Annotated in this window: 23 protein-coding genes; 13 read left to right on the top strand and 10 right to left on the bottom strand. The window is 58.9% G+C overall.

Features of this window, described 5'->3' with window-relative positions:
- Positions 1–17: 17 nt before the first annotated feature.
- Both DARO_RS15715 and wrbA read right to left on the bottom strand, forming a co-directional pair.
- Entirely contained in the window at positions 18–386 is a 369-nt protein-coding gene (locus DARO_RS15715; RefSeq protein WP_011288798.1) for a DUF2069 domain-containing protein, read from the bottom strand.
- Complete coding sequence (gene wrbA, locus DARO_RS15710) at positions 383–979, bottom strand: NAD(P)H:quinone oxidoreductase (protein ID WP_011288797.1); 597 nt, start codon at positions 977–979, stop codon at positions 383–385. The genes DARO_RS15715 and wrbA overlap by 4 nt, the downstream gene beginning before the upstream one ends.
- A 21-nt stretch (positions 980–1000) precedes the next feature.
- On the opposite strand from wrbA, the gene DARO_RS15705 reads away from it, so the two are divergent.
- Positions 1001–1834, top strand: a complete 834-nt coding sequence (locus DARO_RS15705) for a YihY family inner membrane protein (protein WP_198134055.1) — start codon at positions 1001–1003, stop codon at positions 1832–1834.
- Here the strand turns inward: DARO_RS15705 and DARO_RS15700 are convergent.
- Positions 1806–3320: a cyclic-di-GMP receptor FimW-related protein gene (locus DARO_RS15700; protein WP_011288795.1), complete on the bottom strand. Its 1515-nt coding sequence runs from the start codon at positions 3318–3320 to the stop codon at positions 1806–1808. The two genes, DARO_RS15705 and DARO_RS15700, sit on opposite strands and share 29 nt — an antisense overlap.
- Positions 3321–3484: 164 nt before the next feature.
- Here DARO_RS15700 and rpsP point away from each other — a divergent pair, with 164 nt between their 5' ends.
- Genes rpsP through rplS form a run of 4 tightly spaced genes read left to right on the top strand, consistent with a single transcriptional unit; the run spans position 3485 to position 5429 of the window.
- The gene (rpsP, locus tag DARO_RS15695; RefSeq protein WP_011288794.1) at positions 3485–3739 is read left to right on the top strand and encodes a 30S ribosomal protein S16; all 255 of its coding nucleotides are present in this window, start codon (positions 3485–3487) and stop codon (positions 3737–3739) included.
- Between the two features lie 9 nt (positions 3740–3748).
- Positions 3749–4261, top strand: coding sequence for a ribosome maturation factor RimM (gene rimM / locus DARO_RS15690; protein ID WP_011288793.1), 513 nt, complete (start codon positions 3749–3751; stop codon positions 4259–4261).
- Positions 4258–5022: a tRNA (guanosine(37)-N1)-methyltransferase TrmD gene (gene trmD / locus DARO_RS15685; protein ID WP_011288792.1), complete on the top strand. Its 765-nt coding sequence runs from the start codon at positions 4258–4260 to the stop codon at positions 5020–5022. The genes rimM and trmD overlap by 4 nt, the downstream gene beginning before the upstream one ends.
- A gap of 26 nt (positions 5023–5048) precedes the next feature.
- Entirely contained in the window at positions 5049–5429 is a 381-nt protein-coding gene (gene rplS, locus DARO_RS15680; protein WP_011288791.1) for a 50S ribosomal protein L19, read from the top strand.
- 67 nt (positions 5430–5496) lie between these two features.
- On the opposite strand, the gene folE2 is transcribed toward rplS, so the two are convergent.
- From folE2 to DARO_RS15660, 4 genes are read right to left on the bottom strand one after another with little or no spacing between them, the layout of a single operon-like run.
- Positions 5497–6309 carry a GTP cyclohydrolase FolE2 gene (folE2, locus tag DARO_RS15675; protein ID WP_011288790.1) on the bottom strand — a complete coding sequence of 271 codons (813 nt, stop codon included), beginning with the start codon at positions 6307–6309 and terminating at the stop codon, positions 5497–5499.
- Positions 6310–6327: 18 nt separating this feature from the next.
- On the bottom strand, positions 6328–8184 hold the full coding sequence (gene dxs / locus DARO_RS15670; protein WP_011288789.1) for a 1-deoxy-D-xylulose-5-phosphate synthase: 1857 nt from the start codon (positions 8182–8184) through the stop codon (positions 6328–6330).
- Positions 8184–9077 (bottom strand): farnesyl diphosphate synthase, encoded by an 894-nt coding sequence (locus DARO_RS15665; protein WP_011288788.1) that lies wholly within the window; start codon positions 9075–9077, stop codon positions 8184–8186. Before DARO_RS15665 ends, dxs begins: the two co-directional genes overlap by 1 nt.
- On the bottom strand, positions 9074–9313 hold the full coding sequence (locus DARO_RS15660) for an exodeoxyribonuclease VII small subunit (RefSeq protein WP_011288787.1): 240 nt from the start codon (positions 9311–9313) through the stop codon (positions 9074–9076). The genes DARO_RS15665 and DARO_RS15660 overlap by 4 nt, the downstream gene beginning before the upstream one ends.
- A 104-nt stretch (positions 9314–9417) precedes the next feature.
- Here DARO_RS15660 and DARO_RS15655 point away from each other — a divergent pair, with 104 nt between their 5' ends.
- The 6 genes from DARO_RS15655 to DARO_RS15630 all read left to right on the top strand — a co-directional run bounded on the left by DARO_RS15655 (position 9418) and on the right by DARO_RS15630 (position 13578).
- Entirely contained in the window at positions 9418–10551 is a 1134-nt protein-coding gene (locus DARO_RS15655; protein WP_041224450.1) for an aromatic ring-hydroxylating oxygenase subunit alpha, read from the top strand.
- A gap of 69 nt (positions 10552–10620) precedes the next feature.
- On the top strand, positions 10621–11472 hold the full coding sequence (locus tag DARO_RS15650; RefSeq protein ID WP_011288785.1) for a DMT family transporter: 852 nt from the start codon (positions 10621–10623) through the stop codon (positions 11470–11472).
- 102 nt (positions 11473–11574) lie between these two features.
- Positions 11575–11916, top strand: a complete 342-nt coding sequence (locus tag DARO_RS15645) for a SpoIIAA family protein (protein ID WP_011288784.1) — start codon at positions 11575–11577, stop codon at positions 11914–11916.
- Positions 11917–11922: 6 nt separating this feature from the next.
- The gene (locus DARO_RS15640; RefSeq protein ID WP_011288783.1) at positions 11923–12762 is read left to right on the top strand and encodes a sulfurtransferase; all 840 of its coding nucleotides are present in this window, start codon (positions 11923–11925) and stop codon (positions 12760–12762) included.
- A gap of 142 nt (positions 12763–12904) precedes the next feature.
- On the top strand, positions 12905–13153 hold the full coding sequence (locus tag DARO_RS15635) for a hypothetical protein (RefSeq protein ID WP_011288782.1): 249 nt from the start codon (positions 12905–12907) through the stop codon (positions 13151–13153).
- 2 nt (positions 13154–13155) lie between these two features.
- Positions 13156–13578: a hypothetical protein gene (locus tag DARO_RS15630; protein WP_011288781.1), complete on the top strand. Its 423-nt coding sequence runs from the start codon at positions 13156–13158 to the stop codon at positions 13576–13578.
- 128 nt (positions 13579–13706) lie between these two features.
- On the opposite strand, the gene DARO_RS15625 is transcribed toward DARO_RS15630, so the two are convergent.
- Both DARO_RS15625 and queG read right to left on the bottom strand, forming a co-directional pair.
- A complete protein-coding gene (locus tag DARO_RS15625) occupies positions 13707–15278 on the bottom strand; it encodes a sensor domain-containing diguanylate cyclase (RefSeq protein WP_011288780.1) in 1572 nt (523 codons plus the stop codon).
- 74 nt (positions 15279–15352) lie between these two features.
- On the bottom strand, positions 15353–16417 hold the full coding sequence (gene queG / locus DARO_RS15620) for a tRNA epoxyqueuosine(34) reductase QueG (RefSeq protein ID WP_011288779.1): 1065 nt from the start codon (positions 16415–16417) through the stop codon (positions 15353–15355).
- A 48-nt stretch (positions 16418–16465) separates the two neighbouring features.
- Here queG and tsaE point away from each other — a divergent pair, with 48 nt between their 5' ends.
- Together tsaE and DARO_RS15615 are read left to right on the top strand one after the other, a co-directional pair.
- Entirely contained in the window at positions 16466–16927 is a 462-nt protein-coding gene (gene tsaE / locus DARO_RS22450) for a tRNA (adenosine(37)-N6)-threonylcarbamoyltransferase complex ATPase subunit type 1 TsaE (RefSeq protein WP_011288778.1), read from the top strand.
- Positions 16861–18210 carry an N-acetylmuramoyl-L-alanine amidase gene (locus DARO_RS15615; RefSeq protein ID WP_011288777.1) on the top strand — a complete coding sequence of 450 codons (1350 nt, stop codon included), beginning with the start codon at positions 16861–16863 and terminating at the stop codon, positions 18208–18210. The genes tsaE and DARO_RS15615 overlap by 67 nt, the downstream gene beginning before the upstream one ends.
- Positions 18211–18464: 254 nt before the next feature.
- Here DARO_RS15615 and DARO_RS15610 read toward each other — a convergent pair whose 3' ends face one another.
- A complete protein-coding gene (locus tag DARO_RS15610; protein ID WP_011288776.1) occupies positions 18465–19505 on the bottom strand; it encodes a GGDEF domain-containing protein in 1041 nt (346 codons plus the stop codon).
- Positions 19506–19566 lie beyond the last annotated feature (61 nt).

The raw sequence follows: 19566 nt of genomic DNA, 5'->3' as shown, positions 1-19566 counted from the left end.
TTCGCAGAGAAGCCGCTTCAGTTTGACTGGGCAGCTTTTTCTTCTTTGGGGGCGCGTGTTGCCCTGACGTAAAGAATGGTTGAGATAAACAGGATGGCAGCCAGCAGTGTTTCACCGGTCGCCAGCTTCTGGGAAAGCCCGCTGTCGCTGGTGGCACGCAGGAGGCCTTCCATCAGATAGAACTGAATGAACAGTGACAGCCATTTGTAGGTGTAACGCTTGCCACGCAGGATGCCGAACAGCGGGAAGAGCAGGAATGCCGCCTTCAGCGTCATCCACGAGCCACCAGGCTTGAGTGGCGCCAGCCAGCCCTCCCAGGCCAGGCAAAGGAAAATCAGCGCGATGAGGCTGGCGCTGGCGGTGATCTGGTAACGGGTAGGTGTCAAGGTTGACTCAGTTTTTTGACCAAAAGAGCAAGGCGTTGTCCCTGGGTAAAGGCCAGCTTGCTCTCGGCGTCGGAGAGTGTCGGGCTGCCATGCGGGCCGGCGACATGGCTGGCGCCGTAGGGCGTGCCACCGGTGTGGGTGGAGGATAGCTCGGGCTCGGTGAAGGGAAGTCCCATGATCAGCATGCCGTGATGCAGTAGCGGTAGCGTCATTGAGAGCAGAGTTACCTCGTTGCCGCCGTGCTGGCTGCCGCTGGAGGTGAAGACGCAGGCCGGCTTGCCGGACAGCGTGCCATTTTGCCAGGCGGCAATGGTGCCATCCCAGAAGTATTTCATCGGGGCGGCCATGTTGCCGAAGCGAACCGGGCTGCCGAGAGCAAGACCAGCACATTCTTCAAGATCTGACAGTTCCACATAAGGCGCGCCGGCATCGGGAACGGTTGGTTCGACGGTCTCGCAGGTCGTCGAAATACGGGGGACGGTTCGCAGTCGGGCCTGGATGTCGGGAACCGACTCGATGCCGAGCGCAATCCGTTCGGCCAGTGCTCGAACCGAGCCGCGATGGCTGTAGTAGAGAATGAGAATGTCTTGCATGGTCGACTATTATACGGCCCCATGCAAATGCGCTCCCGAAATCGCCGTAATCCCCGCAAGCCTCCAGGTGCAGGTGGTGTCTTTCATCGCTTCTATGGCGAGAACATGATGCAGACCAGTGCGGCGCTGGCTTTTACGACATTGATGGCGTTGGTGCCACTGGTCACAGTCGTCCTGTCGGTGGCTCATGCCGTCCCCTATCTCGATCTGGTCGTGGCTCGCCTTGACTTGATGGTGCGCGAGGCGTTGTTGCCAGTCGGGGCCGCGGGAGCGATTGTCGGCAATATCGGCAAGTTTTCGCAGAAGGCCCAGAATCTGACCCTGGTTGGCCTTGGGGGGCTCAGTGTGACGGCCTTTCTGCTGATGAATACCATCGAGCGGGCTTTCAACCATTTGTGGCGGGTAAGTCCGCGCCCCATCCTGGCGCGTTTGCGGCTCTATGCCTTCGTTATGGCGGTATGGCCATTTGTGCTGGGCGCGGTGGCAGGGGTAATGTCATTTGCCATCACGTCCTCGCTTGGGCTCTTTGATGAACCGATGTGGTTTCGTCGTATCGCCCTCAAGGTGCTTGCGACCGTGCTGCTTGGCTTGTTTTTTTCGTTTTTGTATTACGCGGTACCAAATGCCGAGGTTTCAAGGCGGGCGGCGCTGGTCGGTGGCGTTTTTGCTGCGCTGGCGTTTGCGGCCATGCAGAAAGTTTTCGAGTTGTTTCTGGTCAGTTCGGCCATGCTGAAAAGCATCTACGGTGCTTTCGCTGCCTTTCCCGTATTTCTGGTCTGGCTGCATCTCTCTTGGGCGGTGGTGCTTTTTGGTGGCTTGCTTGCGGCTAGCGTGAACCGTCCGGGGAAAGGCTGAAAATTTCGATGCTGCTGGTTTGTTCGTTGAGACCTGTTGCTTGAAGTTCTTGGATTTTCAGGTTTTCGTCTTCGAGCAGGACGATGATTTTTCGGGTATTTTCATTAATTAGCCCCGTCGGTACGACCAGCGACCGGGTCGGTCTTAGCGGCGGCGTTGGGGGAAGAATCAGTGCCGCCACCTTGCTTGATTCCAACTCGTAAGGGGATGCGATTTCCACTGCAATAGCCTTGGGTGCCAGCATCTGCAGGCCGAGTTCGATGTGTTCCGGGTTTTCAGAAATGGCCCAGCGGATAATGCAGATGTGCCATGCGGTCGGCGTGCCTGAATGTTCTTCTGTGGCCTGCAGCGCAACAATGTCGCCGACTCTGATATCTGCCGTGTGGCCGGACATGTGCATCAGTGCGTAACCGTCCGGGCTTTCGTTGGTGACCATCCACTCGCTCAGTTCTGTGCCTGCCTCGGGGGATCTAATCAGGCGCCAAAGATTATCGAGGCCGGTGCACAGATTGGCGCGATAGGATTGTCGTCGTCGGGGGAATCTCCGTTTGCTCGGGTGGCCCCATAGTTGGCTCAGGCGCAACAGCACACCGGGGCCGGTATGCGTATCGGCAAAGGCCGGTAATCTCAAGAAATCGGCAGGGATGCCCTGGCTGAGTTCTGCATGGTGCTTGAGCGCTTGCTCGGCAACGGCGTCCGACGAGAAGTAGAGGACTTGTGCGTCAGGGCCGGGAATGCGGCGAATAAGCGCATGGGCCGGAAAGTCCTTGTCTGCATCAATCCAGAAGACGCCATGGCTGTCGAGTGGCGGATTTTCAAGTAACTCCACTTCCGGTGTGCAGTTGGCGATGTACTCGCCAATGAATTCGAGTTCGGCCGAAGAGAATGAGGCTGGCTGGGCGATGGCAGCGAGCAGGATGGAAGTGTAGATGCGCCGTATGCTTGGGCCGCCGTTCGGGCCGGGGAAGTCTTCCAGGCCAAGTCGGCGCGCAGTGCGAAATGCGGCGTGCAGTTGTTGCCAGAGCCCGATGGGGGTTGGTGCTGCAATCAGCTGTGTGATGCGGACTTGCCAGGCAATGGCGTACATCGCACGGCGCAGTGAGGTGTGTGGTGTGCGTGATGTGCTAAGCCCTTCCGGGTCGAACAGCTCGGCCAGTGTGTTGAAATAATCTTGCGTCAGCGTTTCCAGCAAATCGAGAAGAATCCTGACCTTCTGCCGCAGTTTTCGGGAAATCGGCAAGCTGACTTCATGTAGCCCAGGGGCTTCCGCCTTGGCAATCCGCTCAGCCTGGCTGAATAGCAAGTCAAGTATCTTGAGGCGTTGGGTGCTGGGGGCGGCAGCTTCGCGCAGCAACAGAAGCTGGCGGTGCAACTGATCTGCATCTTCCGCGCCAGAGCGCCCGTGTGCCAGCGCCAACCATTCAAGAATGCTCTTGACGTTGGCTTCGGAGCTCGTTGGCAAGAGGTGTTCCGGAAGGCTATTCATAGTTTTGGGAGCATAACAAAAATTTACGTTTTCGCCATCGATGCGGCGCCTTTGCTGAGCGTTGTTCTTTGATCCGGTGCTATTTCCAAGTCCTAAGTGGCTTGTTTTTCCTTGATAAAGCGCTATAATCTGCGGTCTTTTTTCCAGCTAACGAAAGTATTCCCATGGTTGTTATCCGTCTTGCCCGTGGTGGCGCCAAGAAGCGTCCGTTCTACAACATGGTTGTTACCGATTCCCGCAATCGTCGTGACGGCCGTTTCGTCGAGCGTATCGGCTTCTACAACCCGGTAGCTTCCGGCAATGCAGAAGCACTGCGCGTTTCCGTTGATCGTCTGGCCTACTGGCAGAGCAACGGCGCCCAGTTGTCGCCGACCGTCGCTCGTCTGGTCAAGCAACACGCCGCCCAGCAAGCTGCCTAAGTTTTTGTTTTGACCGGCAACGATATCGTCGTACTGGGTCGGCTGGCCGACCCCTACGGGATTCAGGGCTGGCTTTGGTTGTACCCCTTTGGGGATGATCCGCTGGCGTGGGCAGAAATGCCCGTCTGGTGGATTGCCAGAGAAGGCGAGCCGTGGCGCGAATGCAGGCTGAAAAGCCTGAAAGCCCACGGCAACGGTGTGGTGGTGCTGTTGGATGGCGTCGCTGATCGTACTGCCGCTGAGTCCATGAAGGGTGTTTTGGTCGGGGCGCCGCGCGAAGCGCTGCCCACGACTGAAAAAAACGAGTTTTACTGGACTGATCTGATAGGTCTGGATGTCATCAATACCGCTGATGAGCGGATCGGCAAGGTTGTCGGGTTGATCGAAACCGGAGCCAATTCTGTTTTGCGCGTCATGGGTGATGACAAGGTCGAGCGCCTTTTGCCGTTTGTTTCGGCCGTGGTGCTGGCCGTAGAGAAGGAAGCGGGACAGATTCGAGTGGAGTGGGGCAGCGACTGGTGATCCGGTTTGACTGCATTACCCTCTTTCCGGAGATGTTTGCGGCGGTAACGGAAAGTGGCATTACCCGTCGGGCGCTGGAAGAGCAGCGCTGGCAGTGGCAGGGTTGGAATCCTCGGGATTTCGCCGAGAATGCCTGGCGGCGGGTCGATGATCGCCCCTTTGGCGGCGGGCCGGGCATGGTTATGCAACCGGGGCCGCTGGAGAAGGCGATTGCCGCGGCCAAGTCGCAGCAGCGTGAGGCAGGGCTGGCGAAGAGCCGGGTTATTTACCTCTCGCCGCAGGGGGCGCCGCTTACCCATGAACGGGTGATGCAGCTGGCGACGGGCGATGAGGGGCTAATCCTTCTTTGTGGTCGTTATGAAGGAATTGACGAGCGTTTGATCGAGCGCTGTGTCGATGAGGAAATTTCGATCGGGGATTTTGTGCTTTCCGGTGGCGAGTTGCCGGCGATGGTGTTGATTGATGCCGTTGTCCGCCAGTTACCGGGGGTGCTTGGAGATGCCGCTTCGGCGGTGGAAGATTCGTTTGTCGGTGGTTTGCTTGATTGTCCGCACTACACTCGCCCGGAGGTCTATGAGGGCGTGTCGGTGCCGGAGACCTTGATGTCCGGCGATCACAAAAGAATTCGTCGCTGGCGGCTGAAACAGTCGCTGGCCCGAACCCGGAAGCGCCGGCCGGATTTGCTGGCGCACCGCGTGTTGAGCGCGGAGGAAACGCAACTCCTCACGGAAATTTCCGGAGAGGAGCAATGCGGTGAGTAAGTGTTTATAAAATTTAAGGATCTCACATGAACCTGATTGAACAGTTGGAACAAGAAGAAATTGCCCGTCTGGGCAAGACCATTCCTGAATTCGCACCGGGCGACACCGTTGTCGTGCAAGTGAAGGTCAAGGAAGGTAACCGCGAGCGTCTGCAGGCTTACGAAGGCGTTGTTATCGCCAAGCGTAACCGCGGTCTGAACTCCGGCTTTACCGTTCGCAAGATTTCTTCCGGCGAAGGCGTCGAGCGTACTTTCCAGACCTACTCCCCGCTGGTCGCTTCCATCGAAGTGAAGCGTCGTGGTGATGTCCGCCGCGCCAAGCTGTACTACCTGCGCGAGCGTTCTGGCAAGTCGGCTCGTATCAAGGAAAAGCTGGTTCGCAAGGAAAAGCCGGTCGTCGCTGCTTAAGCGATTTCTCCGGATTGAAAAAAGGGCGCCTTGGCGCCCTTTTTCTTTGTTCGGTTTTTGCCTGAAATTAGGCGTGAGCTAAAGGATTCTTCTTATCGTTTTCGATCAGGGCATAGGCTGAGTGATTGTGAATCGATTCGAAGTTTTCTGATTCAACAACGTAGGCATCGACACGTGCTTCTGCGTTGAGGCGGGCTGCCACATCACGAACCATGTCTTCGACAAACTTGGGGTTGTCGTAGGCGCGTTCGGTGACGTATTTTTCGTCAGGGCGCTTGAGCAGGCCAAAAAGCTCGCAGGAGGCTTCCTGTTCGACGAGTTGGACGATTTCCTCGATCCACATGAAATCGTTCGTCTTGGCTGTGACGGTGACGTGGGAGCGCTGGTTGTGGGCGCCGTACTCGGAGATCTTCTTGGAGCAGGGGCACAGGCTGGTCACCGGCACGACGACCTTGACCGAGGTGGCGATTTCGCCATGGCAGATGTCGCCGATGAAGGTGACGTCGTAATCCATCAGGCTCTGCACGCCGGAAACCGGTGCCGTCTTGTTGATGAAGTACGGGAAGTTCATCTCGATATGGCCGGTTTCGGCCTCGAGTTTGACGACCATATCGCGCAGCATGGTCGGGAAGTTTTCGACTGAAATCTCACGTTCGTGGCTATTCAGGATCTCCACGAAACGGGACATGTGGGTGCCCTTGAAGTTGTGCGGCAGACCAACGTACATGTTGAACATGGCGATGGTGTGCTGGATGCCGGCCGATTTGTCTTGAACCTTGATCGGGTGACGGATGGATTTGATACCGACCTTGTTGATGGCGATGTGGCGCGTGTCGGCGGAGTTCTGAACGTCGGGAATGTTGGAGGTCGGGGTGCTCATGAGCTGTTCTTTGATGAATTATTGTGGGTTGGTTCGGGCACGCACGGCGCGCACGATGCCTTCCTTGTCGAGGCCAAGTTCGGCCAGCAACTGGCCTTGTTCGCCGTGGTCGATGAAGCGGTCCGGCAAGCCGAGGCGCAATACCGGCACCTGAAGCCCGCGTTCCGCCAGCACCCGCTCGATTTCCGAGCCGGCGCCACCGATTACGGCATTCTCTTCGATACTGACCAGCAGGGAATGGTTCCCGGCCAGTTCAACAATCAGGTCTGCATCGAGCGGTTTGATGAAGCGCATGTTGGCGACGGTGGCATCGAGTTCTTCACCAGCAGCAACGGCGGCGGCGACAAGGCTACCGAAGGCGAGCAGGGCGATATCCTTGCCGCGGCGGCGGATATCGCCCTTGCCGACCGGCAGGGTATCGAGCTTTGCTTCCGGGATGGTGCCGGTGCCGCTCCCACGCGGATAGCGGACCATGCTCGGGCCATCGATGGTCATGGCAGTCGACAGCATCTTGCGGCATTCCGCTTCGTCAGCCGGGGCCATGACTGTCATGTTCGGAATGCAGGTCACGAAGGACAGATCGAAGGTGCCGTGGTGTGTCGGTCCATCGGCGCCAACCAGGCCGCCACGGTCAACGGCGAAGATGACCGGCAGGTTTTGCAGGGCTACGTCGTGAACCAGCTGGTCGTAGCCGCGCTGCAGGAAGGTCGAATAGATGGCGACGACCGGCTTCAGACCTTCGCAGGCCAGACCGGCGGCGAACGTAACGGCGTGCTGTTCGGCGATGCCAACATCGAAGTAGCGGTCGGCATGCTCAGCCGAGAAGCGCACCATGCCCGAGCCTTCGCGCATGGCCGGGGTGATGCCGACGAGGCGGGAATCGGCCTTGGCCATGTCGCACAGCCAGTCGCCGAAAACTTGCGTGTAGGTCAGTTTGGCCGGGCCCTTGGCCGACTGGATGCCATCGCAGGCGGCAAACTTGCCGACGCCGTGATAAAGAATCGGGTCGTTCTCGGCCAGCTTGTAGCCCTGGCCCTTCTTGGTAATGACGTGCAGGAACTTCGGGCCCTTGAGCTTCTTGAGGTTTTCCAGCGTCGGGATCAGGGCGTCGAGGTCGTGGCCGTCGATCGGGCCGTAGTAATGGAAGCCGAATTCCTCGAACAGTGTCCCCGGCGCGATCATGCCCTTGACGTGCTCTTCGGCGCGGCGGGCCAGCTCGAGCAGTGGCGGGGCGAAGCCTAGCATGTGACGACCGGCTTCGCGGGCGACGTTGTAGGTCTTGCTGGAAGTCAGGCGGGTCAGGATATTGTTCAGTGCGCCGACCGGCGGCGAGATGGACATCTCGTTGTCGTTCAGGATGACCAGCATGTCGGCGTCGGCAACGCCGGCATTGTTCATGGCCTCGAAGGCCATGCCGGCGGACATCGCACCATCGCCGATGATGGCGATAGCCTTTCGGTCTTCGCCCTTGTGCTTGGCGGCCAGCGCCATGCCCAGCGCGGCGGAGATCGAGGTCGACGAGTGGCCAACGCCGAAGGTGTCGTAGGGGCTTTCGGCGCGCTTTGGAAAGCCGGAAACGCCGCCGTGCATGCGCAGCGTGCTCATGCCTTCGCGGCGGCCGGTCAGCACCTTGTGGGCGTAACACTGGTGGCCGACGTCCCAGACCAGGCGGTCTTCCGGTGTGTTGAAGACGGCGTGCAAGGCGATGGTCAGTTCGACCGTGCCAAGGTTGGACGACAGGTGGCCGCCGGTCTTCGAGACCGAGTCGATCAGGAAGGCGCGCAGTTCGCTTGCCAGTTGTGGCAACTGCTTGCGGTCCAGTCGGCGCAGGTCGGCCGGGCTGTTGATGGTTTCGAGCAGGCGTGAGGCGGTCATCAGAATTGCCGGTGGCAGATGAAGTCGGCCAACTGATTGAGGCGGCTGGCACGCTCGCCGAAGATGCTCAGGGCGTCGCGGGCGTCGGCGCGCAGTTCGTCGGCGTAGGTGCGGGCCGCGTCAAGGCCGAGCAGGGCGACGTAGGTCGGTTTGTCGGCCGCCTCGTCCTTGCCGGCAGTCTTGCCCAGCGTAGCGGTGCTGGCGGTGCAGTCGAGGATGTCATCGACCACCTGAAAGAGCAGGCCGGCGCGCTTGGCGAAACGGTCGAGGCTGGTTCGTTCGTCGGCCGAAAGGGGCTGGCCAGCCAGGGCGCCAAGCAACACGGCGGCGCGGATCAGGGCGCCGGTTTTCAGCGCGTGCATCAGTTCGAGTTCGGGCTGGGTCAGCGGTTTGCCGACCGAGGCGAGGTCGATGGCCTGGCCGCCGGCCATGCCGCGCGAACCGCTGGCGTGGGCGAGCAGGGCGATTATTTCGAGTTGTTGCTTCGGTTCGCCAAGCGGCTGGCTGGCGAGCAGTTCGAAGGCCATGGTCTGCAGGCTGTCACCGACGAGCAGCGCGGTCGGTTCGTCGAATTCGACGTGGCAGGTCGGACGGCCGCGGCGCAGCACGTCATCGTCCATGCACGGCAGGTCGTCATGGACCAGCGAATAGGCGTGGATCATTTCGACGGCGCAGCCGACGATGTCGAGGGCCTCCGGCGTCGCACCGGTCAATTCGCCGGCGGCGTGGGCGAGCAGCGGACGGACGCGCTTGCCGCCGCCGAGGGTGGCGTAGCGCATGGCTTCGTGCAGGCGGGCGGGAATGCAGTCGGGGCCGGGCAAAAAGCGGCCGAGCGCGGATTCTGCGCGGTCCTGGGTGACCGCCATCCATTCGGCGAAGGGCTTGATGCTCACTGGGCCTCCAGAGTGCTGCGGTCGACATCCTTGAACTGGCCGTTTTCGAGCACGCGAATCTGCGCTTCGGCATCGGCGAGCTGGTTCTGGCAGTGCTTCATCAGCTCCATGCCGCGCTTGTAGGCGGCGATGGAAGCTTCGAGTTCAAGCTTGCCGCCTTCCATGCTGGCGACGATGTCCTCGAGTTCGGCGAGCGCCGTCTCGAATTTCATGTCGGCGATGGGCGTTTGGTCCATGTCAGGGGCGTTCGGGGAAACAGGCGAAAATACTCTATCAAGGGGCTTCAGGTCAAATGCGCGGCGGGGTAAAATCCTGCTTTTTAACCCGCTGGAGGCGTGGAATGTCCGACGTGGCGAATTTGTCCCGTTTGGCCCCAGCAGTTTCCCAACTGCCGGTGGACTGGTACTTCGATGAATCGGTGTATGAGCTGGAGAAAAAGCTCATCTTCGATGCCGGTCCGGGCTATGTTGGGCACCAGTTGATGGTGCCGGAAGCGGGTGACTACCGTTCGCTGGAGTGGAAGGACCACGGCCAGATGCTGCTCAACGGCGGCAGTGAGGGCAAGAACGCCGGGGTCTGGCAGATGTCCAATGTCTGCCGTCACCGTCAGGCGATCATGCTGCAGGGCGCCGGCAAGCTGAACGGGCCGATTGTCTGCCCGATCCACCGCTGGACATACGATCATGGCGGCGACCTGATTGGCGCGCCGCATTTTCCGCAGAACCCTTGCCTGAACCTGAACAAGGCGAAGCTGGAGAACTGGAACGGCCTGCTCTTTAAGGGCCCGCGTTCGGCCAATGTTGATCTCGGCGGCATGAGTGTTGCCCGCGACCTCGATTTCACCGGCTACAAGCTCGACCACGTCGAGATGCACGAGTGCAACTACAATTGGAAGACCTTCATCGAGGTCTATCTCGAGGACTACCACGTCGTGCCCTACCACCCGGGCCTGGGAAACTTCGTTACCTGCGACGATCTGGCCTGGCAGTTTGGCGACTGGTATTCGGTGCAAAAGGTTGGCATCACTTCGCTGATGAAGTCGGGGTCCGCCGCCTATGACCGCTGGCAGAAGGTGGTTCGGGAGTATTACGGCGACCGGGGCGAGAAACCGCCGCAAGGGGCGATCTGGTTGACCTACTACCCGAACATCATGGTTGAGTGGTATCCGCACGTGCTGGTCGTGTCGACGCTGATTCCGCAGGGGCCGCACAAGACGATCAATGTCGTCGAGTTCTACTACCCCGAGGAAATCGTCGATTTCGAACGCGAATTCATCGAGGCCGAACGCGCTGCCTACATGGAAACCGCCGTTGAGGATGACGATATCGGTGAGCGTATGGATCGCGGTCGGATGGCGCTACTGGCCGAAGGGCGCAACGAGGTCGGCCCTTACCAGAGCCCGATGGAAGATGGCATGCAGCATTTCCACGAGTTTTACCGGCGGATCATGCAGAAGGATATCGAGGCGCGCTGAGCCTTTACCGCACTGCAAGAGGGCGTCGGGGTAAAATCCGGCGCCCTTTGTCTTTTTGAGTTCCCCCTGATGCAGTCTTTGTGGATGATCGCCGCCAGCTTCCTGTTCGCCTGCATGGGCGTTTGCGTCAAGCTGGCTGCCGAGACGCATTCGGCGGTCGAAATTACCTTCTATCGCAGCTTCATTTCGCTGCTTCTGATGTTCGGGCTGGTGCGCCTGCGCGGCGTCTCGTTGAAAACCCCTCATTGGCGTTGGCAGGTAACGCGTGGCGCGGTCGGTTTCTCGGCCCTGTTCGCCTATTTTTACGCCATTACCTTGTTGCCGCTGGCGACTGCGGTGACGCTGAACTACACCTCGGCGATCTTTCTGGCCCTCTATCTCGGCTTTGCTGGCATGCAACTACGCAAGGGGATACTCGGGGCGCTATTGCTTGGCTTGGTTGGTGTGGTCATGCTGCTGAAGCCAACCTTCCATGCGGACCAACTGCTAGGCGGCCTGATCGGCCTTGGTTCCGGCGTGCTGGCTGGCATGGCCTATTTCAGCGTGCGTGAGCTTGGGGCACGTGGCGAACCGGAAATGCGCACGGTATTCTACTTTTCGCTGGTGTCGTCGGTGGGGGCCGGACTGTGGCTGCTCTTCAGTCAGATGCACGCGGTCGATCAGCGGAGCGGATTGCTCCTGCTCGGTGTCGCCTGTTTTGCCACGGTAGCCCAGTTGGCCATGACAAGGGCCTACACGCGCGGCAAGACGCTGATGTCGGCAGCGCTGGCCTACAGCACGGTGATCTTTTCCAGCCTGTTCGGCATGCTGATCTGGGGGGAGGTGCTGGATGCCTCGGCCTGGGCGGCGATCGGCCTGATTATCCTGTCTGGCATCGCAGCCACGCACTTTTCGCGTGCCAGTCCGGTCGAGCAGGATTAGACTAGCTGTTAGTTATTGGTCGTTAGCGCTTAGCCCGTCAGGGAGGGCATTCCAGCTACTAGCGACTAACAAATAGCAACCAACAACATCAGGAGCCAAACCATGATCGTCATCGACCACCAAGCCAGCCGCGTTAACGTGTCTGTTTTCGGCGAATTTACGCTGGCCGACTACAAGGAATTCGAAGAGGTCGTCAATTTCAAGGTCAAGTTCGAAGGTCCGGTTGACCTCTATTTCGATCTTTCCCAGATGGCTGGCTTGACACTGGACGTGGCCTGGGAAGAGGTCAAGTTCTCGCGGGCTCACGCCAACGACTTCAAGCGTGTCGCTGTCGTCACCGACAGCCAGTGGGTGACGTGGAGCGCCTGGATCTCGCAGACCTTCGTCAATGCCGATGTCGAAGTCTTCGATAACGCCGATGAAGCCAAGGCCTGGCTGGCCTGATCTGCCATGAGCTACACCACGCTGGTTGATGTGGCGACGCTGCAGGCGCATCTCGACGACCCTAATTGGCTGGTGGTCGACGTTCGTCACCAGCTTTCCGATACCGGCTACGGCGAACGTGTCTATGCCGAGAGCCATATTCCCGGCGCTGTCTTCCTGCATTGCGACCGCGATCTGTCCGGGGCGATGACCGGCTGCAACGGACGCCATCCCTTACCTGATCCGGAAAAACTGGCGCAACGGCTGGGCGAAATCGGCATCGGGGCGATGACGCAGGTTGTCGTCTATGATGACGCACAAGGCATGATTGCCGGGCGTCTGTGGTGGTTGCTGCGCTGGCTGGGGCACGACGCAGTGGCTCTGCTTGATGGCGGTCTGCAGACTTGGCAGGCCATGGGCGGGGCGATGACGGATGTGCTGCCGACCCAGGTGCCTCGGGTTTTCGTTCCTTTGTCACAGGAACTGCTGGTTCAAGCAGATTACGTGCTGGAGCGTATCGAAACGCCACAGATGCATCTGGTTGATGCGCGTGGCCCGGACCGTTTTCGCGGTGAGAACGAAACTATCGATCCGGTCGGTGGCCATATTCCTGGCGCGGTCAATCGTTTCTTCAAGGACAATCTGCTGCCGGACGGTCGTTTCAAGCCGGCGGCCCAGTTACGCGCCGAATGGCTAGCCGTGCTGGCCGGTTCAACCCCCGAGCAAGTCATCCACCAGTGCGGTTCTGGCGTATCGGCCTGTCTGAACATGGTTGCCATGGAAATTGCCGGCCTGCCAGGATCCCGTCTGTATGCCGGTTCGTGGAGTGAGTGGTGTGCAGATCCGGGGCGGCCGACTGCATGCTGACAGAAGCTTTTTTACACGAACGGCGGCTTGACCTCAGGCAAGAAGAGGACGTACGTTCGGCGTAGCGTAGTGCGGATGTCATTTCTGCTTGGGGTTGTCGCGTGAGATTCCGCAAACTGTTTTTGGTTTTTTCTCGATTTCCATGCTGAGTGCGGCATCGGCTGACTTCGGCTTTCTTGCCGGTCTGAATCCGGCTGGTGTGCCAGTAATCACCGGTTTCGAGCAAAACGAGGCCTGGAAGGCTCAGGTGCTCAGCGGTATTCACGAACAGCGGACCGGGGTGGGGTTCCTGAAAGACCAGGGGGCCAGGTACACCCAGTTCAACCGCCAGAACCCGCTCGGTCGCTACGATATTCGTGGCTTGTACGACACGGATTACAAAAAGGAATGATCATGGAAAGCCCTAAGACTGGCATCCTGATCCTGACCATGCTGGCCGTCACTACGCTCGCTGGCGGCTTTCTTGGCTGGACCGTTCGTCCGCAAGGAGCAAGCCCGCCAAGCGCCGTGGCGCTACCAGTCGGTCGCCCGAGCACCGACCTCCTGCGCGCCACCGACGATCCGATTCACTTCAAGCCGGCCATCGACAGCCCTACCGACGACCAGAGCCTGGCCTGCCACCGCGAGGTGCTTGAAGATAAAGTGCGTGAAACCACGCCGGCCGGCGTCCAGGTCGCTACCAGCAAGGTCTGGTATCGCATCAGCTACCTCTATCCGCGTCACGCCCGGGAAGGCATGGCCCCCGAGGTCACCGACTGGGCCACGGGGCGCCCGCTAGAGTCCGAAATCCGCTTCCAGTTGCCGGCCAAAGAATAAGAGGAGCGACCGTGGACAAAAACGCACTTGGCTCGACCTCCTCAACCCCAATTGCCACAATTTTCTGAAGGCCGCCGGCGCCGCCATCACCACCTCCCGCGACTATTCGTGGCCCGGAGGTGGGGTAGCTACGACAGTGTTGCCGGGTCGCCGCCCGGCGTTGACACCATGTTCCGCCCCATTTTCTTCGCTTGATACATGGCCTGGTCGGCGGCTCGACGTATTGCATCGAGGCTCGTGCCATGCTCTGGGTATATGGCGACACCGATGCTGCCGGTGAGTCGCAACTGCCCCGCGCTGGTCTTCATCGGTGTCGAAATTGCTGCCAGCAGCTTCTCGCCAACTGTTTGTGCATCGTCGACGTTAAGCGTATTGGCCAGAAGGATCACGAATTCATCACCACCATGGCGGGCCACCGTATCGCACGCCCGAATCTCGGCCGTCATGCGTTTTGCGGTTTCGACCAATACCTCGTCGCCGACCTCGTGGCCGTAGCTGTCGTTGATCTCCTTGAAGTGATCAAGATCGATTAGGAGTAACGCAAATGAATTGGCGTTTCGCACATGTTGCTGGACGGCCTGCTCAAAGCGATCAAGGAACAGGAAACGGTTCGGTAGCCCGGTCAGCAGATCGTGCGTTGCCAGGTAGGCCGATCGTTCATGTTCACGGACGCCGCGTTCCAGTGCCTTGTAGTGACGAAGGGTGAGCGTGGGAATGCTGACCAGGGCGCAGGCCAGCAGTGCAAAGATGGTGACAAGCTCTCTCGTCAGTAGATCGCGCCAACGTAACTGTTGTTCGAACTGTATGAGCGTTGGTTGCGAGGCGTTATCGATCAGTATTTGGCGGTTGAAGCGTGGCAAGAAGAATTCGTCCAATGTTCCAGTGGCTTCAGCATGTCTGGCGAACAACGTGCTCCCAGGATTGGTATCGGAAGTCATCGATGCCAGGTAAGCAAGCGTCGCCACATCGTGCGCGAGGCCTTTGCCGGGGAGCATGGACTCGGTCTTGATAAGCAGTAGTGCAGTCATGGTATTCCCGAACAAGCTTTGCCCGGCCGAGCTGGACGCTTGTTCAGAGCGGTCAACTTCCTTGAGCAATATGTAGGCGCTTCCTCCCTCGAACATCTTGAAAATCGGAGAAGCGACCGGTCGTGAACTTTTGTGGGCCAGCGCCAAGGAATGGCCAAGGTAGTCGACCGTTTCCAGTCGCACACCAAAAATCTCCTCTGCTTCAGGTAAGGGTGGGTACATGAACAGGATTGGCCAGGTGTAGTTCTGCATGCGCAGCTTTTGGGAGGGCCGCTGGGTGATTGTCGGAAAATCCTTCAGCGTAAAACTGGGCAGCCATTCCCGGCGCAAGGTGGACTGGAATTCAGCTTGCTCGGCGAGTGGGACCTGGCGCGCCACCTCCAGCATGTAGATGTGCGGGTAGGAGGCCATTGCTGAAGCCGCATACCGGGTGGCCGAGGCCATGTCGTTGCGTTCGACCGCTTGCAGAAAGGCAGCAAAGCCCGACAGGACGGCTTCATTCATGTCCAGCTTGTTTTTGACTTCGCTGCTCAGGCGCAGAATTTCCGAATCGAAATTACGCTCCCAGCGCCCGATTTCGGCCGAGAGCAGGAGGTGGGTTGCGAATGCAATGACTCCCAGCCAGGCGCTCATCAGCGCAAGCAGGGTGGGGCGGTAGCGAAGTGATGGCATGAACGGCAGCTCCGAGTGTCTCCTATGTTTGATTATTGCTGGTAAATTGTAAATACGACCAAAGTGTTAAATCGTCATCGCGCCTGTCTTGGCTGTGTCCCCAGTTTGTGCAGAGCCCAGGCAACATGTTCTCGAATTAGCTGCGATGGATGGTCGGCATGCCGCGCCAGGGCCTCTACGGCAGCTGTATTTGCCGGCCCGTTGCCGAGGGCTACGGCAATGTTGCGCAGCCAGCGTTCATGCCCGATGCGGCGAATTGGATTGCCGGCCAGGCGATCGTTGAACTGGTGCTCGGTCCAGGCAAACAGCTCGATCAAGGTCGCGGCGTCGAGACCGTGGCGTGGCGCAAATTCCGGGTCGCCAATCTGCGCGAAGCGGTTCCATGGACAGCACAGTTGGCAGTCGTCGCAACCGTAGATGCGGTTGCCGATCAGAGGTCGGTATTGTTCCGGGATCGGGCCGTCCAGTTCAATGGTCAGGTAGGAAATACAGCGACGGGCGTCGACCTTGTACGGCGCAACGATGGCGCCGGTCGGGCAGGCTGCGATGCAGGCGGAGCAGGTGCCGCAGTGCTCTTCGATGGGCGTATCGGGCGGCAAGGGCAGGTCGGTGTAGATGTCGCCGAGAAAACGCCAGGAACCTTGCTTGGAGAGCAGCAACGTGTGTTTTCCGCGCCAGCCGAGGCCGGCTTGGCGAGCATATTCGACTTCCATCACCGGGGCAGAATCGGAAAAGACGCGATAGCCAAAGGCGCCGGTGATCGCGGCGATGGCATCGGCCAGTTTCTGCAGGCGGCTACGAATCAGCTTGTGATAGTCACGCCCTTGGGCATAGCGGGAAATCGCTGCCTGCCCGGCATGATCGGCTGTTTTCGTGTGGGGCAGGTAGTCGATGGCTGCGCTGATCACGGTGATCGTGCCCGGATGCAGTAGCTGCGGCTGGGCGCGCAATTCGGCGTGGCGGGCCATATAATCCATCTCGCCGTGGCACCCTGCCGCCAGCCATTCCTGCATTTTCTCGACGGCCGGCCCTGGTTCAGCCCGGGCCACACCGATGGCAGCAAAGCCAAGCTCTTTTCCGGCCTCGCGGATTTTTTCCTTGAGTGCCGCGTAATCCACTGTGGAGTTCTGATCGTGCATAGCCCCGATGTTACCGCCGTTTTTCAATTGCCCGATGAGGCTGCAACCATGCGCCTGGGCGAAGCGCTGGCGCCGCTGCTGGTCCCGGGGCTGGTCATTTTTCTCGAAGGCGACCTTGGGGCAGGCAAAACCACGCTGTCGCGCGCCATGATTCGGGCACTCGGCCACAGTGGTCCGGTCAAAAGTCCTACTTATTCACTGGTTGAAGTTTACGTAATTTCGAGCTTATACTTATATCACTTTGATTTTTATCGTTTCGAGTCACCCGAGGAGTTTCTCGATGCGGGCTTTGATGAATACTTTAATGACACTTCGGTCTGTCTTGTCGAATGGCCGGAACATGCTCAGGGCTGCGTTCCGTCGCCAGACCTGCGGCTGCGCCTTCATCATGCAGGTGTCGGGCGTCTCCTCGAAGCCGTGGCAGATACACCGAAAGGGCAAGCATGTCTAAACGCGCTCATCCCAACCTTGGGCGCCGACAGCTTCTCCGTTATGCCGGCGCCTCACTGATCCTTTCCGTTTCGCCGATTGCCGGTGCCGCGGCCAAGTTGCCGTCTGTCCTCGCCGTGCGTATATGGCCGGCTGCCGATTACACCCGTGTCACCCTCGAACACGACGCACCGCTTAAATTTACCCATTTCATTGTCGAGAACCCGGATCGACTGGTCGTTGATATCGAAGGGGTCGAGTTCAACAGTGTCCTTGATAGCCTTGCCCGCAAGGTGGCGACTGACGATCCGAACATCAAGCTGTTACGCGCCGGTCGCTTCAAGCCAGGTGTCGTTCGCTTGGTCATGGAGCTGAAGGGCAAAGTTAATCCGCAGGTCTTCACGCTGGAGCCGGCAGGCGAGTATGGCCGTCGTCTGGTGCTTGACGTCTATCCAGTCAACCCGCCGGACCCGATGATGGCGCTGCTCGAAGGGCGCAAGGACGCGGTTGAGCCGCTGAAGAATGAGCATGATTTCCAGATCACTGAAAAGCGGCCCGATGAAGTTGCCGCCAAGATTCCGGAAAAACCGATCGAGGCACCTGAGGTTCAGACCAGCAAGAAGTCCGGCAAGCCGATTGTCGATCGCCTGGTCACCATCATGCTCGACCCCGGCCACGGTGGCGAAGATCCCGGTGCCATCGGCAAGGCGGGAACCTACGAAAAGAATGTCACGCTGGAAGTAGCTCGCCGCCTGAAGGCGCGAATCGATGCCGAGCCAAACATGCGCGCGGTGCTGACGCGTGATTCCGATTTCTTCGTGCCGCTACAGATGCGCGTCCAGAAGGCCCGCCGAATCCAGTCCGATCTCTTCCTGTCGATTCATGCCGATGCCTGGATCAAGCCGGATGCCAAGGGTTCATCGGTGTTCGTGCTGTCCGAAAAGGGGGCCTCCAGCACCCAGGCTCGCCTGCTCGCCCAGAAGGAGAATCAGGCCGACCTGATTGGCGGGGTAAATATTGGTAGCAAGGATCTATTTCTGGCCCGTACGCTGCTCGATCTGTCGCAGACCGGGACGATCAACGATAGCCTGAAGCTGGGCAAGTACCTGCTGGGTGAACTCGGGGCGATCAATACGCTGCACAAGGCGAACGTTGAACAGGCCGGTTTTGCCGTGCTCAAGGCGCCGGACATCCCGTCTGCGCTGATTGAAACGGCGTTCATTTCCAATCCGGAAGAAGAAAGCCGGCTGAACGACGATGCGTATCAGGAAAAACTGGCCGGAGCGATCGTGCGCGGTATCAGGCAGTATTTCATCAAGCATCCGCCAGGGCCAAAGTCCAAGCTGGCCGCGCTCGGCTGGTGAGCAGTCTGAAAACAGTCGTGGCGGCAGGACGGATGGCTACTGACTGGCAGGCTTGAAACCTGGCGGCTCGATCAAGATCTTGGTCTGGCAGTGACTTGCGATTGTCGCGCAATATTGGCAGGTGCCCTGTCGCCGGTTGGATTGCTGGCAGTGTTTCCCGGTTGGGCAGGGGCGCTATCGGCGCTTGGTTAGCCTCCGTTGACGGCTGGATATAAACAAGTTCCAAAGGGGGTGAGCAGGCATTGGATATGCGCTCAGAACAATTCGACCTCGCCTTTGGCAATCTCCTTGGCCTCAACTTCGCCAGAAGCTACAAGTCGCTCGTAACAATCGACACGGTTTCGGCCATGGCGCTTGGCATAATAAAGCGCCTCGTCGGCACGGTCGATCGCGTCGGTTGGCGTGTCATTGGGCATGAGCGAACTGAAGCCGATGCTGACCGTGACATGCCCGACACGGCTGAATAGCTGCTTTTCGACGTTGGTCCGGAAGCGCTCGAGTGCAGCAAGGGCGAACTTTTCCTCGGTCGGTTGAAGCAGGGCAATGAATTCCTCGCCACCGAAACGGAACAGCTGGTCATCAAAGCGGAAGGATTGATTCATCACTTGGGCGAGCATGATCAGTACTTCATCGCCGATCAGATGACCGAAATTGTCATTTACCAGTTTGAACCTGTCGATGTCGCAAACAGCCAGCCAGTGAGTGGCGCCGGTTTTTTCACTTCGCCGGCTTTCCTGAGTGCTATCCCGCTGGCTATCGCTGCTTGCTTTGCCAAGCAATTCGAACAGGTGCTTGTCGAAAGTTTTTCGGCTGGACAGTCCGGTCAGGGTATCGGCCTCGCCATAATCCAGGAGCGCTATGTGATTTCCGAAATATTCGATCAGCCCCATCAGCGCGACGCGCTGGTCGGCCGAAAACTCTTCGGAAAGCGACAGGTCAATCATGTAAATGGGTTCATCTAGCCGGTTGATCGGAAAAATGATGCGATGCGATCCATCCTTGAGAATGTCCAGGACCGCCGACAGCTCCTTGCGGCAGCGATTGAGCAGCGGGTCGCGCTCAATCGGCCGGCAATAGGACTGTTCCGGCAGATAGGCATTACGCAGGAAGCGGCCGTTCGGCCCGTAACCGGCACAGGCGAATACCATCGTCTTTTTGCCGGCTGCATAGCACCGGTAGATGGTTACGCGTTGCGGGTGAAATAGATCAAGCAGGGAATCAACCGTGGCCGAGTTGATTTCAGTGCGATCTCGGCGCGAAGAAATCTCGACAATATGGCTGATCAGTTCAAGCATGAATTGGCAGGAAAGATATTTTTGTTAATCCGGCCAATTATAGCCAAAGCGCTCTCTGGTG

The organism is Dechloromonas aromatica RCB, from assembly GCF_000012425.1.
This window is presented reverse-complemented; position numbering and strand designations above follow the sequence as displayed.

What these genes read in the sequence shown, in the direction of transcription:
- wrbA (WP_011288797.1), bottom strand. Translation starts at nt 979, where the DNA reads ATGCAAGACATTCTCATTCTCTACTACAGCCATCGCGGCTCGGTTCGA.
- DARO_RS15705 (WP_198134055.1), top strand. Translation starts at nt 1,001, where the DNA reads ATGCAAATGCGCTCCCGAAATCGCCGTAATCCCCGCAAGCCTCCAGGT.
- DARO_RS15700 (WP_011288795.1), bottom strand. Translation starts at nt 3,320, where the DNA reads ATGAATAGCCTTCCGGAACACCTCTTGCCAACGAGCTCCGAAGCCAAC.
- rpsP (WP_011288794.1), top strand. Translation starts at nt 3,485, where the DNA reads ATGGTTGTTATCCGTCTTGCCCGTGGTGGCGCCAAGAAGCGTCCGTTC.
- rplS (WP_011288791.1), top strand. Translation starts at nt 5,049, where the DNA reads ATGAACCTGATTGAACAGTTGGAACAAGAAGAAATTGCCCGTCTGGGC.
- folE2 (WP_011288790.1), bottom strand. Translation starts at nt 6,309, where the DNA reads ATGAGCACCCCGACCTCCAACATTCCCGACGTTCAGAACTCCGCCGAC.
- dxs (WP_011288789.1), bottom strand. Translation starts at nt 8,184, where the DNA reads ATGACCGCCTCACGCCTGCTCGAAACCATCAACAGCCCGGCCGACCTG.
- DARO_RS15660 (WP_011288787.1), bottom strand. Translation starts at nt 9,313, where the DNA reads ATGGACCAAACGCCCATCGCCGACATGAAATTCGAGACGGCGCTCGCC.
- DARO_RS15655 (WP_041224450.1), top strand. Translation starts at nt 9,418, where the DNA reads ATGTCCGACGTGGCGAATTTGTCCCGTTTGGCCCCAGCAGTTTCCCAA.
- DARO_RS15650 (WP_011288785.1), top strand. Translation starts at nt 10,621, where the DNA reads ATGCAGTCTTTGTGGATGATCGCCGCCAGCTTCCTGTTCGCCTGCATG.
- DARO_RS15645 (WP_011288784.1), top strand. Translation starts at nt 11,575, where the DNA reads ATGATCGTCATCGACCACCAAGCCAGCCGCGTTAACGTGTCTGTTTTC.
- DARO_RS15640 (WP_011288783.1), top strand. Translation starts at nt 11,923, where the DNA reads ATGAGCTACACCACGCTGGTTGATGTGGCGACGCTGCAGGCGCATCTC.
- DARO_RS15635 (WP_011288782.1), top strand. Translation starts at nt 12,905, where the DNA reads ATGCTGAGTGCGGCATCGGCTGACTTCGGCTTTCTTGCCGGTCTGAAT.
- DARO_RS15630 (WP_011288781.1), top strand. Translation starts at nt 13,156, where the DNA reads ATGGAAAGCCCTAAGACTGGCATCCTGATCCTGACCATGCTGGCCGTC.
- DARO_RS15625 (WP_011288780.1), bottom strand. Translation starts at nt 15,278, where the DNA reads ATGCCATCACTTCGCTACCGCCCCACCCTGCTTGCGCTGATGAGCGCC.
- queG (WP_011288779.1), bottom strand. Translation starts at nt 16,417, where the DNA reads ATGCACGATCAGAACTCCACAGTGGATTACGCGGCACTCAAGGAAAAA.
- tsaE (WP_011288778.1), top strand. Translation starts at nt 16,466, where the DNA reads ATGCGCCTGGGCGAAGCGCTGGCGCCGCTGCTGGTCCCGGGGCTGGTC.
- DARO_RS15615 (WP_011288777.1), top strand. Translation starts at nt 16,861, where the DNA reads ATGTCTAAACGCGCTCATCCCAACCTTGGGCGCCGACAGCTTCTCCGT.
- DARO_RS15610 (WP_011288776.1), bottom strand. Translation starts at nt 19,505, where the DNA reads ATGCTTGAACTGATCAGCCATATTGTCGAGATTTCTTCGCGCCGAGAT.